Origin of the sequence: Bradyrhizobium sp. USDA 336 (assembly GCF_044908355.1) — a bacterium.
In the GTDB taxonomy this organism is placed as follows: Bacteria; Pseudomonadota; Alphaproteobacteria; order Rhizobiales; family Xanthobacteraceae; genus Bradyrhizobium; species Bradyrhizobium yuanmingense.
Map to the genome: position 1 here is coordinate 2582859 of NZ_JBIYDC010000002.1, position 16519 is coordinate 2599377.

Genomic DNA, 16519 nt, shown 5'->3' on the forward strand with positions numbered 1-16519 from the left:
GGTTCAAGCCATGGGCGCAGCGCCGGCAGCACGGGACGTGACGTCCTACGGAATGGGATTGGCAGCGCCGCTGGCGCTGTTCTTCCTGGCCTTCTTCGTCGCGCCGCTGCTGCAATTGCTCTGGCTCTCGCTGCACAACGACACGGCCGGGCTCCATTGGGGGCTCGGCCAGTACCTGCACTTCCTCACCGATCCCTTCAGCCTCGGCGTGCTCGGCTCGACGCTGCTGCTGGGGGCCGAGGTGACCGCCGTCTGCCTCGTGCTCGGCTTTCCCATCGCCTGGCTGTATCAGCGGGTCGGGCCAAAGCTTCAGACCGTCATCATCCTGATCGTGCTGCTGCCGCTTCTGACCAGCGTCGTGGTCCGCACCTTCGCCTGGATCGTCATCCTGGGGCGCCAGGGCATCATCAACGCGACGCTGCAATCGCTCGGCCTGATCGACACCCCGCTCAAGCTGCTCTACACCCAGTTCGGCGTGGTGATCGCGCTGGCACAGGTGCAGATGCCCTTGATGACGCTGCCGCTGATCACCGCGCTCAGCCGCATCGATCCCAATCTCGACGATGCCTCCTGCTCGCTCGGCGCCGGCAGCTGGCGCACCTTCTTCCGGATCGTGCTGCCGCTCTCGCTGCCGGGCGTCATCGCCGGCTGCACGCTGACCTATGCCGCCGCGATCACCGCCTTCATCACCCAGTCGCTGATCGGCGGCGGGCAGATGCTGTTCATGCCGATGTATCTCTACCAGCAGGCTTCGACGCTGCAGAACTGGCCGTTTGCGGCCGCGATCTCGATCATCTTCCTGCTCGCCGTGCTCGCGGTCGTCTCGGTCTTCACCACGCTCGGCCGCATGTCGCGCGGCTATGGAGGCGCATGATGAGCGGCCGCAAGCGCACGCTCGAGGCGATCAGCTTCGAGCTCGTCATGGGCGTGATCGCGGTGATCGCGCTTCTCATCATCATTGCCCCCTCGCTCGTGGTGCTGATCGTCTCCTTCACCAGCGGCTTCTCGCTGCGATTCCCGCCGCCGGGTTATTCGCTGCGCTGGTACGTCGAGCTGTGGAATGCCTGGCAGTTGCACTTCGCCGCCAAGAACAGCCTGATCGTGGCGATGTGGGCGACCGGCCTGTCCGTCGTGCTCGGCGTCGCCGCGGCGCTTGCGATCTCGCGGTCACGGACGCTGTCGGCGCGGCTGCTCGATTCGCTGTTCATGTCGCCGCTGGTGCTGCCGGCGCTCGCCTTCGGCCTCGCCGCCCTGATGCTGTTCTCGCTGGTGGGCCTGCCGGTGTCGCCGCTGACGCTGGTGATCGGCCACACCGTGGTCTGCGTGCCCTATGTCGTGCGCAATACAATCGCAGCCCTGGCCCAGCTCGAGCCGACCCTGCTCGAAAGCTCGGCCGTGCTCGGCGCGAGCCGGCTTTACACCTTTCGCCGCATCGTGCTGCCGCTGATCCGGCCGGGCATCATCGCGGGCGCCTTCATTGCCTTCATGTCCTCCTTCGACAACGTGCCGGTCTCGCTGTTCCTGCGCGATGCCGCCACCGATATGCTGCCGATCCGGATGTGGCAGGATCTCGAAGGCAAGCTGGATGTCACCATCGCCGCGTTGTCGGGCGTGCTGATCATCGCCACCGTCGCGCTGGTCGCGGTCATGGAGCGCGTCACCGGCCTGTCGCGGCGGCTGACCAACTGATCAGGCGCCGCGGAACAACGAATAGCCCCAGCGCGTAAATTTCAGCGGCAAATGAAAATGCTCGTCAACGTTCTTGATGCGAAAGCGGAACGGCGTCACGGTGAGGAAGCCGTCGCGCTCGCCAAAGAATTCGCCGAGATGAAACAGCACCTCGTACGCGCCCTCCGTCACACCGGCACCTTGCGCGACGGCATGATCGAGCACGCCGTTGGCGCCGAGCCGCCCGTCGGCGATGCACTGCGAATCCGGATCGATCCGCCAGATCTCGACGCGCAGCCCCTGCGCCGGGCGCCCGCTCGCTACATCGACCGCGTGAATGGAAATACCGCCTGCCACAATGTTCCTCCCATGAGCACGTTGCCATGGTAGACGGAAACACGGCCGCTCGGCCAGCGCCCGCGCTGCTGCCGGCCTTGTTGCCGGCCCTGGGCGCGATGACCGGGCTTCAGGCCCTGGTCGCGCTGGCCTTGTTCGCGCCCGGCGTGGTCGCCCCGCGCGCCCATATCGAGGTCTGGCAGCTCTCGATGTTCTCCGCCGCGGTGTTCGCGGTCGGCATCCCCGCCTCGTTCTGGGGCGGCGGCTTCATCGCGCGCCTGGGCTCGCTGCGGATCGCGAGCCTGTGCGCGGCGGCCATCGTCGTCGGCATGGCCCTGGCTTCGCTCGGAACGAGCGCCGCGCTGCTGGCAGCGGGCCTCTGCATCGGCCTGGCCATGGGGCCGGAGACGCCGGCGAGCGCGGCGCTGCTGGCGCGCCTCGTGACCGCCGAGCGGCGCGCCTTCGTGTTCTCGGTGCGCCAGACCGGTAACCAGATCGGCGCGGTCTGCGGCTCGCTGGCCCTGCCCGCGATCGCCATCGCGTTCGGGCCGGTCTGGTGCTATGCCGCCGTTGCTGCCTTGGCGCTACTGGCGATCGCGCTGTTCGAACGGTTGCGGCCGGCCTATGCCGGCAAGGTCGCCCCCCCGCCGAAGCTCGATCTCCGCGCGCGACTGGCGCTGGTGATCGCGGACCGGCGGATCGCGATGCTGGCGCTGGCCTCGATGCCGTTCAGCGCGATGCAGGTGTCGCTCAACACGGTCTTCGTCACGCTCGGCACGCGCGAGCTCGGCCTCAGCCATATCGAAGCCGGCATGGCGCTCGCCTGCGCGCAAGCCGGCGGCCTCGTCGGCCGTCTCGGCTGGGGCTATGTCGCCATGCGGCTCGATGCCTCGCGCGCCGTCCTCGTCGTCATCGGCCTCGGCATGGCCTTCTGCGCCGCGCTGCTCGGCCTGAACGGCGCTTCGCTCGGCCGCAGCGGACAATTCATCATCGCCGCATTATTCGGCCTGACGGCGTCGGGCTGGAACGGCGTCTTCGTCGCCGAGATCGCCCGCCTCGCCCCGCAGGATCGGATCGGCGAGACCACCGGCGCGGTGCTGACCGCATCCTATGCCGGTCTCCTTGCCGCGCCCGCGCTGGTGTCGATCCTCGATGGCGTGGCCAGCCTCGGCATGGCCTTCTTCGCCCTGGCGTGCCTTGCCCTTGGCGGCACATTGGCATTGATGTGGGGAGGCCATGATAACGCGAACAAATAGCGCGCGCGAGATCGCTGCCAAGGTCAGCGCCCGGCGGACCAATGCCGTCGAGACCGCGAAAGCCGCGCTCGGCCGCATCGAGGCCGCCAAGGCCTTGAACGCGGTCGTCACGATCGATCCTGCACGCACACTGGCGGATGCGGCGGCGATCGATGACCGCCTGCGTCTGGGCGAGATCATGCCGCTCGCCGGTGTTCCCGTGATCGCTAAGGACAACATCTGGGTCGGCGGCTGGCGCGTGACGCAGGGCTCGCGCCTGTTCGCTGATTTCATCGCGCCGCGCGATGCCGTCGCGGTCGAGCGGCTGCGCAAGGCCGGCGCCGTCGTCGTCGGCATCGGCGCGACCTCCGAGTTCGCCTGCAAGGGCGTGACGACCTCGCAGCTATATGGGCCGACGCGGCATCCGCTCGATCCCGCTTTGACGCCCGGCGGCTCATCCGGGGGCCCGGCCGCAGCGGTTGCGGCCGGCCTGGTGCCGCTCGCGATCGGTACCGATGCGGGCGGCTCCAGCCGCAGGCCGCCGGCGCATGTCGGGGTCGCCGGCTTCAAGCCGTCCTATGGCGCGATCCCCTATGGGCCAGGTTTCGCCGAACCGTTCTTCGGCCTCTCCGTCATCGCGCCGATCGCATCGGACGCGGCCGATATCGCGCTGGCGTTTGAAGCCATGGTCGGCGCCGATCCGCGCGATCCGGAGTCTGCCGTCGTTGCGCAGCAGGCCAGAGAGATCGGCAGCCAGCGCATCGCGTTCTCGCCGCGCCTTGGTCTCGGCGTCGCGATCGACGACGTCGTCGCGAGTGGCCTCGCCGCCGCGGTCGACCGGCTTTCCGCAGCAGGTTTGAACATTACACGACGCGATCCCATCTGGCCGGCAGGCGCCACGGAGGATGCGATCTTGCCGCTGCAGCATGCGGGCCTCGCGGCGCTCCATGGCGATAGCTTTCGCAAGGATCAGACTGTCTTCGATCCTGACGTTGCCAAGCAGATCGAGCGAGGTCTCTCCTGGTCGGGTGCGGAGGTCGCTGCAGCGCTGCTTGCGAGCACCGCGATCGCCAACGCCTTCGCCGCCTTCTTCACCGAAATTGACGTGCTGCTGGCGCCGACCGTCCCCTGCGTCGCCTGGCCGTTGACGCAGCTTGGCCCTGATATGATCGGCGGAAAGCCCGCAAGCCCGCGGGCCCACGCGGTGTTCACGCCGTTCGTCAATCATGCCCGCCTGCCGGCGATCTCGATTCCGTGCGGAACGGATCGGCGCGGGCTTCCCTTCGGCCTTCAGATCATCGCGGCGCGCGGGCAAGACCGCTCGCTGCTCGCAGCAGCGCAAGAGATCGAAGCGATCTTGCGCAGTGCCTGACGCAAACGGAGACTCCCATGGTTGAGAACGCTTATTCGACAATTCGGCCGCTCGATCCCCGCGACCGCTGGTCCGAACTGTCCCGGGCGGAGCGCAGCGCGGCCTATGACAACAACACGGCGGTCAAGAACAGCCCGGCCCTGATCGCCGAGCGCAACGAGGCCTCAAGCCGCCTGCGGGGCACGCTCAAGTCGCATCTCGACTTGCCCTATGGCGAGCGGGCCAACAACAAGATCGACCTCTACCCGGCCGCGAAGCCTGATGCGCCTTGCCTGGTGTTCCTGCATGGCGGCTACTGGCAGCGCAATTCGCGCGAGCTGTTCGCCATGCTGGTCGAAGGCGTCGCCGCGCATGGCTGGTCGGTTGCGATCCCCGGCTATTCGCTGGCGCCCGAGGTGTCCCTCAGCGAGATCGTCGCCGAGATCCCGCGCGCGCTCGACTGGCTCGCGGCGCACGGCGCGTCCTACGGCGTTGCCGGGCCGGTCGTGCTGTCGGGCTGGTCCGCCGGCGCCCATCTCGTCGCAATGGCGCTGGATCATCCGCGCGTCCATGCGGGGCTCGCGCTCTCGGGCGTCTACGATCTCGCGCCGATCCGCGATACGGGGCTGAACGACGCTCTGAAGCTGACGGACGAGGAGATCGCCACGCTGTCGCCACTGCGCTTGCCCGTCACCCGGAAGCGCCTCGACATCGCCTATGGCAGCAGCGAGCTGCCGGCGCTCGTCTGCGATTCGATCAATCTCTACGACAGGCGCGTGGCGGCGGGAGCGCCGGGCAAGCTCATCTCGGTCGAAGGCGCCGACCATTTCACCATTCTCGAGGCTTTGCGCCGTCCGGACGGAGTCCTGGTGGAGGCCGCGCGGCGGCTGCTAGACTAAAAGTGCGAAAAACAACCCCATGCACAGTAGCGATGTCGTTGTTTGCAAAGGCGAACTGTTTGAGGGCCGATCGACACCGCCGCCGCCGCTTTGACTCGTCGGGCAAAACAGGGGCATGATGGCATCATCGCCCAGGCTGCCGCTCCTGCAGCTCAATCCAGATTCGCTCGTCCATGATCCGCGCCGGATAAAGCCGCAGCGGCCGGCTCGGCCATCCCGCACTGATTTCGCCATCGCGCAAATCGAATGATGCCGCATGGCGGGGACAATTGAGGCGCCCGGCCGTCACCTGCCCCAAGGCCAGATCCGCCTGCTCGTGCGGGCATGCACGTTCGCAGGCGACGACGTTGCCCTCGTTCCAGATCACGAGCAGGTCGCGCCCGGCGACGCGGACGACGGTCTCCGCCTTCAGCCGGTCGAGATCGCAGACGTCAATCCATCCGGCGTCGTCACCCACCGAGATAGGCCTTGCGCACGTGCTCGTTCGCGATCAGCTCGCTGCCGGCGCCCGATAGCACGATGCGGCCGTTCTCGAGCAGATAGGCGTGGTCGCACATCTCGAGCGCGGCGAAGGCGTTCTGCTCGACCAGCAGCACCGTGGTGCCGGCATCGCGAATGCCGCGGATGATCGCAAAGGTGCGCTCGACGATATTGGGGGCGAGCCCGAGCGAGGGCTCGTCGAACATGATCAGGCGCGGCCGCGACATCAGCGCGCGGCCGATCGCGAGCATCTGCTGCTCGCCGCCCGACAGCGTGCCCGCGGCCTGCCTGCGCCGCTCGGCGAGCCGCGGGAATTCCGAGTAGATGCGATCGCGGTCGGCCGCGATCTCACCCGAACCGCGACGGAGGTAAGCCCCCATGTCGAGATTTTCCTCGACGCTCATATGCGGAAACACGCGCCGCCCTTCCGGGCAATGGGCGATGCCGCTCGCCAGCACGCGCGGCGGCCTCGCACCGGTGATGTCGATGCCCTCGAACTTCATCTGGCCCGAGCGCGGCGGCACCAGGCCGGAAATCGCACGCAGCGTCGTGCTCTTGCCGGCTCCGTTGGCGCCAATCAGGGCGACCAGCTGGCCGGCCTTCACGTCGAGCGAGATGCCGCGCAGCGCGGTGACGCCACCGTAGCCGCAGACCATGTCGCGGATCTCAAGCACGTCCTGCTCCATGTCCAAGATAGGCTTCGATGACAGCAGGATCGTTGCGGATCACATCCGGCGTCCCTTCGGCGATGATGCGGCCATAGTTGAGCACCACGATACGGTCCGAGACGGTCATCACCATCGGCATGTCGTGCTCGACCAGCAAAATCGTGATGCCGCGGTCGCGGATGCTGCGGATCAGCTCGACGAAACGGTGCGTCTCCGAGGCGTTCATGCCGGAGACGGGCTCGTCGAGCAGCAGCATCGACGGCTCGGCCGCCAGCGCCAGCGCGACGCCGACCAAGCGCTGCTCGCCGTAGGAGAGCGAGCCAGCCGCATCGTGGGCGCGGCGTTCGAGCCCGACCCATTCGAGCAGCTCGCTCGCGCGCTGCCGCAGCTTGCGCTCCGAGGCGCGCGCGCCTGGCAGGCCGAGGATGGCGTCGAGCAGCCGGACCCGGCCCTGCCGGTGCAGGCCGATCAGGAGGTTGTCATAGACGGTGTCGTTCGGGAATACGCTGGTGCGCTGGAAGGTGCGGATCAGGCCGAGATCGGCGATCTCATGCGGCTTCAATCCGCCGAGTGCAGTGTTGCGATAGGTCACTCCGCCTGCGCTCGGCGTCAGGAAACCGGTCATGACGTTGAAGGCGGTGGTCTTGCCGGCGCCGTTCGGCCCGATCAGGCTGACGATCTCGCCCTCGCCGACCTCAAAGCTCATGTCGGAGATCGCGACCAGCCCGCCGAAGCGGACCGCGACCTGATCGATGGTCATGGCGATGCTGCGCGCAGTCATCACGCCGGCTCCTTGGCGCCGGTTTCAGTGAGCGTCACCGGTGCCAGCGCCGTCGTCCCGCGCCGTCGCCGGGTCAACCGCTGCGCCAGCGACGGCACGATGCCGCGCGGCAACACGAATAGGATGGCGATCAGCACGCCGCCATAGGCGATCCACTGCGCTTCCGGTGCCATCACCGGACGTAGCGCCACCGGCAGCAGGCCGAAGATCAGGCCGCCGACCACGGGACCCGCCAGCGAGCCCTTGCCGCCGCTGATGACCATGATCACCATGGTGACGGTGTTGATGAAGGCGAAGACTTCGGGATCGATGATCCGGATGTAGTGCGCATAGAGGCTCCCGGCCGCGCCGGCGATCGCGGCGGAGATCACCGCAGCGATCGTCAGCGTCCTGGTCACGTCGATGCCGACCGAGACGGCCAGCGTTTCGTTCTCCATCAGGCCACGCATGGAGCGGCCGAAATGGGAATGAACGAGGCGCGCGATCAGGAGATAGGCGATGAGCGCAACGACCAGGACGAGATAATAGTTGTGGAATTTCGTGCGCAGCGTCAGCTCGCCAAAGCCGGGCAAGGGCAACGCGATGGACGGGATATTGGTCAGCGCCAACGGGCCCTGCGTCAGCTCGACCCAGTTCAGCGCGACCAGCCGGACCACCTCGGCAAAGGAGATCGTCACAATGACGAAATAGGCGCCGCGGACGCGGAACGACAACAGACCGACGAAATAGCCGCACAATCCTGCAATCAGGATCGCCAGCACGAAGCCTACGATCGGCGGCCATGGTGCGTGGACAAGACGAAAGCCTCCGGGCAGGCCGATGTCGAAACCGAGCGAAGTCAGCGCGCTGACATAGGCGCCGATGCCGAAAAAGGCGATATGACCGAGGCTGAGCTGGCCGGTGAAGCCGAGCAGCAGATTGAGGCTCATCGCGCCGATGACGAAGATGCCGGTCGTGATCAGCGCGTTGAGCAGATAGGGATCGCGCAGCCAGAGCGGCACCGAGGCCAGCGCCGCAACGGCGAGAATCGTGACGATCGTCTTCATCCGACGCGCTCCGCGCGCGCGAACAGGCCTGTCGGCCGGAAGATCAGCACCGCGATGATGATGAGAAAGCCCATGGCATCGCGGTAGCCTGACGAGACGTAGCCGGCGCCGAGCTCCTCGGCCAGCGCCAGGATGAAGCCGCCGATCACCGCGCCCGTGATGTTGCCGAGGCCGCCGAGGATGACGATGGCGAAAGCCTTGACCGCGGCGAGATCGCCCATCTGCGGAAAGATCACGTAGACCGGCCCGAGCAGCGCGCCCGCGGCGGCGGCGAGGCTGGAGCCGATCGCGAAGGTCGAGGTGTAGATCATGTCGACGTTCACGCCCATCAGGGACGCCGTGTCGTGATCCTGGAAGGTCGCCCGCATCGCGCGGCCGAGGCTGGTCTTGTTAATGAGCAGATACGTCACCAGGATCAACATGGCCGCCGCGGCGAGCACGAACAGGCGCAGCCATGAAACCGAGACCGGCCCCAGCACCAGCGGCGCCTCCGGGAATGGCGTCGCCACCGCTTTTGCGACTCCGCCCCAGATCCACAGCGTGCCCGACTGCATCGCGATCCAGGCGCCGATCATCACCAGCATGGTGGTGTCGATGTCGGAGCCGCGCAGCGGACGCAGCAAGGTCAATTCAATGGCCGCACCCAGCAGCCATCCGGCCAGCACGGCCACGGGCAGCGCGAGAAAGAAGTTCAGCCCGAGCTGCTGCACCACGATGAACATGATGTAGGCGCCGAACGTGTAGAGCACGCCATGCGTGAAGTTCACGACGTTCATGATGCCGAAGATCAAGGTCAGCCCGATACCCAGCAGCGCATAGGTGCCGCCGAGCACGAGCATGTTGATCAGATGCTGGAGGAATTCGCTCAAGATTGTTCCCGGATGTTCTGCATTACCTCTCCCGCTTGCGGGAGAGGTCGGCGCGAAGCGCCGGGTGAGGGTTCTATCCTCTTGGGGAATCCCACCGCGGAGACACCCTCTCCCCAACCCTCTCCCGCAAGCGGGAGAGGGAGCGCACCTCCTCGTTGCTGCATCGAATCTGATCTCATCGCGCGTTAGAGCGTCTTCATCTCGATCTTGCCGTCGGCGATCTCGATGAGATAGACGTTCGGCTGGCTCTGACCGCTTTCCTTGCCCTCAGGGCCCGACTTGCGGAACACGATGTCGCCGTTCAGCCCTTTGATGTTGATGTTCCAGAGCGCCGCCTTGATCGCGGCGGGCTCGGCCTTGCCGGCCTTCTCGATCGCGGCGGCGACGGTGCGGATGCCGTCATAGCCGCGAAAACTCTCGGTGCAGCCCGCGAAGTCGAAGCCGCGCTTCTTCCATTCCGCGATGAAATAGTTGGTGGCTTCCGGGTTCGGCGTCTTGTCCGGGAACCAGGGCAGGAAGGTCGTCAGATGCATGGTGCCGTTGGCGGCCGCACCGGCTTGCGCGATGATCTGGTCCGGGTTCTGCGAGCCGCCGGTGGTGATGATGCGCTTCTTCAGGCCGAGGGCGGCGGCCTGCTTGAAGATCAGGGTCAGCTGATCGACCGCGGTGGTGACGATGACGGTCTCGGAATCCGAGCTCTTGATCTTGGACAGCTGCGCGCTCATGTCCTGCGCGCCCTGATCCATGGTCTCGACCAGGCCGATGCCGATGCCCTTCTCCTTCATCATCTTGCTGAAGTCCTCGGCGGTGCCGCGACCCCAGTCGTTGTTGATGACGAGGAAGTCGACCTTCTTCAGCGCGAGCTTGTCGACGATGTTCTTGAACGCGGCCGCCTCGATCGCCGAGGGCGGCGAGATGCGGAAGATGAAGGGATTGCCCGTCGTCGTGATCTTGCCGGAGGATGAGGTCTCCACCACCATCGGTGTCTCGTATTCCATCAGCTTGGGCATCACCGCGAGTGTCAGGCTCGAGCCCCAGGCGCCCATCAGGACCGGCACCTTGTCGCTGGTGATGAGCTTCTCGGCGACGGCGGCGGCCTCCGTCGGGTTGCTCTTGTTGTCCTCGATGACGAGCTCGATCTTCTTGCCGAGGATGCCGCCCTTGGCATTTATCTCGTCGGCGGCGATCTTGGCCCCGTTGACGACGTAAGTGCCTGAGGCCGCGAACGCGCCGGTGAGCGGCTCGTTGACGCCGATCTTGATGGTCTGCGCCCCCGCGGCGCCGCCGAACAAGGCCGTCGCCAACGCGATTGCCGGAACCAGTCCGAGTGTTCGTGTCATGTTTGTCTCTCCAAATCCCACGCTGTTGATGTCAGGGCAGTCCAGGCTTCGTCACTCCGCGGCGCCGGCGCGCCGATCATTCCGCGCCACCTCTTCCGAAGGCGCGGCGAAATATTTGAGCGAGCCGGGCTCGCAAGACGTCCGATGCAATCGACCAGAAGCTGAGCTCCGCCGGAGCTGCCTGCCCCGACGAGGCGCCGGACATGTGGCGGTCGAGATTGGCGGCAAACTCCGCAACGAGACGTTTTGCAAGGTCTCGCACGAGGCCGGGACGACCGACCTGAGCCAGCATTCCCGTGAGCGTGTAGCCGATCGACAGTTCGACCGCGGTCACCGCGCCGCCTTCCAGCGGGAGCAGGCGGTAACGGATCTCGCCCTGCGTCGCGGAATGGCTGCGCTGGTCGGTGCCGATGCCGACGATGCGCCCCGAGAGTGTCGCGGGATCCCGCTCGACGCGCGCGGCACCCTCGAAGCTTGCTCCGATCGGTCCGAGCCTGACGCGGATCGATCCTTCGACGCGCTCCGGCTTTGGCGTCGACGACAGCGATACGCCAGGGAGGCAGGCGGCGATGCTTGCAATGTCCTCGAACATCGCGAACACCTTTGCCGGCGGATACGGCAACGTGAAGCGCTGATCGAGTATTGTTGCCGGCGTGAAGTCGGGGATGCTGCTTGGGGTGGCACTTTCCAGTGCCGGAGCTGGCGCGTGCCGCGCAGGCCGCAGCTCGTTCCGGGCGGTTGCCGCTCGCCCCGAGCCGGCAGGACCAAGGATGGTCCGGCCCCCATCCGCCACCGGCGCGACGTTGCGCGCGCGCCTTGCCTCGATCACGGACTGCACCGCGCGCACAATGCCGACATAGCCGGTGCAGCGGCAGAGATTGCCGCTGAGGCCAATGCGAATCTGGCGCTCGTCGGCGTCGGGCAGACGCAGCACCAGGTCGCGCGCCGAGACCAGCATGCCGGGCGTGCAATAGCCGCATTGCAGGGCATGCTCGCGGGTGAAGGCAGCGCGCAGCTCGGTCGTGATCTCGTCCTCGTCGAGGCCTTCGATCGTGGTGACATCGGCGCCCTCGCAGGCCGCCGCATAGGTGATGCAGGAGCGCGCCGGCACGCCGTCGAGCAGCACGGTGCAGGCGCCGCAGACCCCGTGCTCGCAGCCGAGATGCGTGCCGGTGAGATCGAGCCTGTCGCGGACGAAATCGGCAAGGCTGGTGCGCGGCTCGGCGGGCAGCTCCACCGCGCGGCGATTGACCTGAAGCGCGATTGTGGTCATGCCGCGGCCTCCAGAACGGCGCGCTTCAGCACGCTGACATGGATGTGGCGCTGCGCGGCATCGTCGATGCCGGCTTTTGCGAGGAGCGCGTCGGCGACACGAACATCGAAACGCTGCTTGTAGTCCGCGGCGATCCGCCCGCCGAACAGCTCGGCATTCGTGACGACGATCGGCGCCGTGTCGATTGCACCGATGACGATACGCGCCGAGGCGGCGGCGGGATCGACCAGCACCGCACCGATCGCGTGGGCAAATTCGCCGGTCTTGCGGCAGCTCTTGGCATAACCCCAATGCGCCGTCGCCGATCGCGCCGGCACGTGGACCGCCTCGACGATCTCGCCGGCATGCAACGCAGATTCCAGCGCACCGACCACAAACGCTTCGACCGCCATCGATCGCGCACCGGCAAGACTGCGCAATGTCACGCGCGCACCCAGGGCCGCCAGCGCCGAAATCCAGTCCGCGGCGGGATCGGCATGGCTGAGCGAGCCGCCGATGGTGCCGCGGTTGCGCACCGCGCGGTACGCAATATTGGCGGCGACGGCCCTCATCGCCCCGCGGGTCACGTCGGCCGTGCGGCCGTCCTCGACATCGGCATGGGTGACGAGGGCGCCCAGCACCAGCTCGTCGCCGGAGACCTCTGCCCGCTTGAGCTCGGCAAGACCGGAGATGTCGATAACCAGCTCCGGCTGCACCAGGCGCAGATTGAGCATGGGGCCGAGCGACTGGCCGCCGGCGATGATCTTCGCCGATCCGCCGCTTGCGGCCAGCATCGACAGAGCCGCATCGAGATCGCGCGGGCGCTCGTAAGCAAAGGGCGCCGGTTTCATGCCGCGCTCCTCTCAGCCGCACGCGCAGCCAGCACAGCCGCGACTATGCGATGCGGCGTGATCGGCGACTGCATCAGCTCGACGCCGAGCGGGCGCAGCGCGTCGTTGACGGCATTGGCGATCGCGGCGGGCGGTGCGATGGCGCCGCCCTCGCCGATGCCTTTCACCCCGAATTGCGTATAGGGCGACGGCGTCTCCATGTGGTCGAGGCGCGCGGCCGGGACCTCCGTCGGGCCGGGCAGCAGGTAATCCGCGAGCGTCGTTGCCAGCGGCTGGCCGGAGGCGTCGAACGGCATTTCCTCGTAGAGCGCGGTGCCGATGCCTTGCGCGAGGCCGCCATAGATCTGGCCGTCGACGACGAGCGGATTGACCAGCACGCCGCCGTCCTCGACGATCACATAGTCGAGGATCTCCACCTCGCCGAGATCAGGATCGACCGCGACCACGGCTGCATGCGCGGCATAGCTGAAGGTGCCGCTGTCGCGCACGGGCTTGTAGCCTTGCGTGACCTCGAGCCCGCCCGGATCGACGTCTGGCGGCAAATCCTGCGGGCGGCGGTACCAAGTGTGGGCGATCGCCTTCAGGCTGACGCTGCCGTTGACGCCGCGCACCTCGCCGTTCTGCAACACCACGGAGGCCGGATCGTGCTGCAACAGCTTCGCACCGATGCGGCGCGCACGTTCGCCGAGCTCGCGGCAGGCGGTCGCGACCGCACCACCCGCCATCACCATCGAGCGCGAGCCCCAGGTGCCGGTCGAATACGGCGTCATCGCGGTGTCGCCGAGGAGGATCCGGATGTTCGCGACATCCACACCGAGGATTTCGTGTGCGACCTGGGCGAGCGTCGTCTCCATGCCCTGCCCGTGCGAGTGCACGCCGACGCGCAGTTCGAGGCCGCCGTCCGGCGTCAGGCGCGCCGTGGCCTGCTCATGGCCCGGCACCATCGGGATACCCCAGCCGGAATAGACCGAGGTGCCGTGCGCGGCCTGCTCGCAATAGATGGAGATGCCGACGCCGATGCGGCGGCCGTCGGCCTCGCCCTGCTTTTGCCTGGCGCGGATGGCGTCGATGCCGATGGCCGCGAGCGCGCGGCGCATCGCTTCCGGATAATCGCCGCTGTCGAAATGCTTCTTGGTGATGTTGTCGAACGGCATCTGCTCGGGGCGCACCAGATTGCGCAGCCGCACCTCGCCGGGCTCGAGGCCGGCTTCCGCCGCCACGACGTCCAGCATCAATTCCAGCGCAAAGCAGACGCCGGTGCGCGCGACGCCGCGATAGGGCAGGATCGGGCATTTGTTGGTGGCGACCGAGAAGGTGCGGCAGCGATAGGCCGGCATCTTGTAGGGGCCGGGCAGGATGCTGGCGACCTGCGCGGCCTCCAGGCAGGCCGAGAACGGATAGGACGAGTAGGCGCCGGAATCGACCGTCGCTTCGCAGTCGATGCCGCGCAGCGTGCCGTCACGGTCAGCATAGACCGTGATCTTGTAATGATGTTCGCGGCAATTGGAGCTGGCGACGAGATGCTCGCGGCGGTCTTCGAGCCAGCGCACGGGATGGCCGCAGCGCATCGTCAGCCAGGACAGGCAGACCTCTTCGGGCAACAGGATACCCTTGTGACCGAAACCGCCGCCGACGTCGGGCGAGATCACGCGGATCTGCCCCTCCTCCATGCCGAGGCATTCGGCGAGGCCGCTGCGCGTGATGTGCGGCATCTGCGCCGCCGAATGCAGTGTGAGCTGGTCGAGCCTCTTGTCGAAGGTCGCGACCACGCCGCGGCCTTCCAGCGGCGACATGCATTGCCGCGCCGTCGAGATCTCGCGCGTCACCTTGATCGGCGCGTCGAGCGCTGCGGAGATGTCGACCTCGTAATTGGTCTCCAGGAAGACGTTGTCGCCCCAATGTTCGTGCACCAGCGCCGAGCCGGGCTCGCGCGCCTTCAGCATGTCATGGATTGCGGGCAGCTCCTCCAGATCGAGCGTCACGGCCGCCGCGATGTCCTCGGCCTCGGCGCGGGTCGGCGCGAGGCACATCGCCACGAGCTCACCGACCTGACGCACCTTGCCGGTCGCCAGCACTGGCTGCTCAGAGATCTTGAAGCCCGGCAGCCCCGACACCGCGCGGATCGGCTTGATGCCGACGAGATCGGCCGCCGTGAACACGCTGCCGCGATGGCGTTCGGGCACATTGATGCCGCGGATGCGTGCATGCGCCAGCGGGCTGCGCACGAAGGCGACGTCCTGAAGACCGGCGAGCCTGACGTCTCCGACATATTGGCCGCGGCCGCGCATCAGGCGATCGTCTTCCTTGCGCGGCAGCCGCGCGCCAACGCCCTGCCCCGTCTTGCCGTGCGGAAATTCTCGCTCGTTGCGCAACTTCGCGTTCTCCTCCACCGCCCGGCCTTATGCCGCAACGGCTTGCGGCAGGATCGGCGCGACCGCATCGAAGCGCGTGCCGGCGCGCAGGCAGAACCCCGGCTGCAGCAGGCGCTCGGCAATCACCTCGTTCGTCTCGTTGTCCTTGAGCACGAAGCGGCCATGCTGCTCCGTGAGTACGGAGACGTCGGCGTCCATGCCGACCTTGAGCGCGCCGATCTCCTCGCTACGGCCGAGCATTTTCGCGGGATTGGAGGTGACCATTGGCACCACCTGCTCCAGCGACAGGCCGAGCGCCATCATCGAGCTCATCGCCTGGACCAGGCTGAACTTGGCTTGTCCCGCAAACGGATGGTTCTCATCGTCCTCGTGCTGGTCGGGCGTTCCCGCCGGCGCCGGCACATGGGTGTTGTAGCCGTGGATGTCGGCGCCGAGCGTGGTCGGAATGATGCCGGCGGCGATCGCCTTCTTCGCGAGCCGATAGGAGAAATGGCTGCCGTGGCCGACGTCGACCTTGAGGCCGCGGTCGAGCGCGGCCTGGATCACCGGATGGACCTCGCCCTCGCGGTTGACGAAGCCGCCGGGATGGCGCGTGAAGGGATGCGCGAGGATGTCGCCCTCGCGCAAGAGCGGAATGACGCGGGTGAGGATGGTGTCGGCGTCCTCGCCATTGGCGCCGCTCTCGGGCAGACCCCAGAGCTGGCCGAAATGCACATAGACCGGCAGGTCGGCGCGCTTGCCGATCTCGGCCGCCATCTCGATGACGCGAATGCCCCAGCGCGCGAAGCCGCCGATCTCGGCATGAGCCTTGATGCCGCGCACGAGATCCAGATTGGCGGTTGCCGCCTTGACGGTCGCATCGATGTCGACGCCGTCGGGGCTGTAGAGCTGCGGATAGAAATGGCCCTCGAGACCGCCGACGAGATAGGCGGAGATAAACGCATAGACGCGCGAGGCCGAGGCTTCCGCGATGAAATGGCGGAAGCCCGGCAGCGTCATGCAGGACGGACCGCCCTGGTCGACCAGCGTCGTCACGCCGGACTGCACGCCCACCATGTCGGGGTTCATGCCGAAACGGCCGGTGACATATTGATAGACGTGCGCGTGGGTGTCGATCAGCCCGGGCAGCACGAGCTTGCCGCTGACATCGACGACCTCCTTCGCGCTGGTCGGCAGAATGTCGGATGCGACCGCCGCGATCTTGCCATTGCGGATGGCGACGTCCTTGAGGCCATCGACGCCGGAGGCCGGACAGATCACGCGGCCACCCCGGAGCAGAAGATCGAAGCTGGCAGTGACGGACATGGCGCTCTCCTCAGGCTCTTGCGCAGGCGGTTGCCCCGCTCTCGAATTACGAAGCATGCTTCGCAT

General features: G+C 67.0%; 16 protein-coding genes. 5 read left to right on the plus strand and 11 right to left on the minus strand.

Annotated elements, in window-relative coordinates; genetic code table 11:
* The first annotated feature begins 10 nt into the window (after positions 1 to 10).
* The gene (locus ABIA45_RS13065) at positions 11 to 874 is read left to right on the plus strand and encodes an ABC transporter permease (RefSeq protein ID WP_271540987.1); all 864 of its coding nucleotides are present in this window, start codon (positions 11 to 13) and stop codon (positions 872 to 874) included.
* Positions 874 to 1689, plus strand: a complete 816-nt coding sequence (locus tag ABIA45_RS13070; protein ID WP_271540989.1) for an ABC transporter permease — start codon at positions 874 to 876, stop codon at positions 1687 to 1689. Before ABIA45_RS13065 ends, ABIA45_RS13070 begins: the two co-directional genes overlap by 1 nt.
* Here ABIA45_RS13070 and ABIA45_RS13075 read toward each other — a convergent pair whose 3' ends face one another.
* Entirely contained in the window at positions 1690 to 2025 is a 336-nt protein-coding gene (locus ABIA45_RS13075; protein WP_271540991.1) for a hydroxyisourate hydrolase, read from the minus strand.
* Between the two features lie 26 nt (positions 2026 to 2051).
* Between ABIA45_RS13075 and ABIA45_RS13080 the strand changes: the two genes are divergently transcribed.
* From ABIA45_RS13080 to ABIA45_RS13090, 3 genes are read left to right on the plus strand one after another with little or no spacing between them, the layout of a single operon-like run.
* Entirely contained in the window at positions 2052 to 3260 is a 1209-nt protein-coding gene (locus ABIA45_RS13080) for an MFS transporter (protein ID WP_271540994.1), read from the plus strand.
* Positions 3241 to 4611 (plus strand): amidase, encoded by a 1371-nt coding sequence (locus ABIA45_RS13085; RefSeq protein ID WP_404652300.1) that lies wholly within the window; start codon positions 3241 to 3243, stop codon positions 4609 to 4611. Before ABIA45_RS13080 ends, ABIA45_RS13085 begins: the two co-directional genes overlap by 20 nt.
* A gap of 17 nt (positions 4612 to 4628) precedes the next feature.
* On the plus strand, positions 4629 to 5489 hold the full coding sequence (locus ABIA45_RS13090) for an alpha/beta hydrolase (RefSeq protein ID WP_271540998.1): 861 nt from the start codon (positions 4629 to 4631) through the stop codon (positions 5487 to 5489).
* Between the two features lie 124 nt (positions 5490 to 5613).
* On the opposite strand, the gene ABIA45_RS13095 is transcribed toward ABIA45_RS13090, so the two are convergent.
* The 10 genes from ABIA45_RS13095 to ABIA45_RS13140 form a co-directional block, all read right to left on the minus strand.
* Positions 5614 to 5946: a Rieske (2Fe-2S) protein gene (locus ABIA45_RS13095; protein WP_271541000.1), complete on the minus strand. Its 333-nt coding sequence runs from the start codon at positions 5944 to 5946 to the stop codon at positions 5614 to 5616.
* A complete protein-coding gene (locus ABIA45_RS13100) occupies positions 5939 to 6643 on the minus strand; it encodes an ABC transporter ATP-binding protein (protein ID WP_271541001.1) in 705 nt (234 codons plus the stop codon). The genes ABIA45_RS13095 and ABIA45_RS13100 overlap by 8 nt, the downstream gene beginning before the upstream one ends.
* Entirely contained in the window at positions 6636 to 7418 is a 783-nt protein-coding gene (locus tag ABIA45_RS13105) for an ABC transporter ATP-binding protein (RefSeq protein ID WP_404541968.1), read from the minus strand. Before ABIA45_RS13105 ends, ABIA45_RS13100 begins: the two co-directional genes overlap by 8 nt.
* Positions 7418 to 8464 (minus strand): branched-chain amino acid ABC transporter permease, encoded by a 1047-nt coding sequence (locus tag ABIA45_RS13110; protein WP_404541970.1) that lies wholly within the window; start codon positions 8462 to 8464, stop codon positions 7418 to 7420. Before ABIA45_RS13110 ends, ABIA45_RS13105 begins: the two co-directional genes overlap by 1 nt.
* The gene (locus ABIA45_RS13115; RefSeq protein WP_057029909.1) at positions 8461 to 9333 is read right to left on the minus strand and encodes a branched-chain amino acid ABC transporter permease; all 873 of its coding nucleotides are present in this window, start codon (positions 9331 to 9333) and stop codon (positions 8461 to 8463) included. Before ABIA45_RS13115 ends, ABIA45_RS13110 begins: the two co-directional genes overlap by 4 nt.
* 185 nt (positions 9334 to 9518) lie before the next feature.
* Positions 9519 to 10673, minus strand: coding sequence for an ABC transporter substrate-binding protein (locus ABIA45_RS13120; RefSeq protein WP_036004998.1), 1155 nt, complete (start codon positions 10671 to 10673; stop codon positions 9519 to 9521).
* A gap of 76 nt (positions 10674 to 10749) precedes the next feature.
* A complete protein-coding gene (locus tag ABIA45_RS13125) occupies positions 10750 to 11946 on the minus strand; it encodes a 2Fe-2S iron-sulfur cluster-binding protein (RefSeq protein ID WP_404652302.1) in 1197 nt (398 codons plus the stop codon).
* The gene (locus ABIA45_RS13130; protein ID WP_157287672.1) at positions 11943 to 12776 is read right to left on the minus strand and encodes a xanthine dehydrogenase family protein subunit M; all 834 of its coding nucleotides are present in this window, start codon (positions 12774 to 12776) and stop codon (positions 11943 to 11945) included. The genes ABIA45_RS13125 and ABIA45_RS13130 overlap by 4 nt, the downstream gene beginning before the upstream one ends.
* The gene (locus ABIA45_RS13135; protein WP_404655666.1) at positions 12773 to 15064 is read right to left on the minus strand and encodes a xanthine dehydrogenase family protein molybdopterin-binding subunit; all 2292 of its coding nucleotides are present in this window, start codon (positions 15062 to 15064) and stop codon (positions 12773 to 12775) included. The genes ABIA45_RS13130 and ABIA45_RS13135 overlap by 4 nt, the downstream gene beginning before the upstream one ends.
* A 111-nt stretch (positions 15065 to 15175) precedes the next feature.
* Positions 15176 to 16453 (minus strand): amidohydrolase/deacetylase family metallohydrolase, encoded by a 1278-nt coding sequence (locus tag ABIA45_RS13140; RefSeq protein WP_404652303.1) that lies wholly within the window; start codon positions 16451 to 16453, stop codon positions 15176 to 15178.
* Positions 16454 to 16519 lie beyond the last annotated feature (66 nt).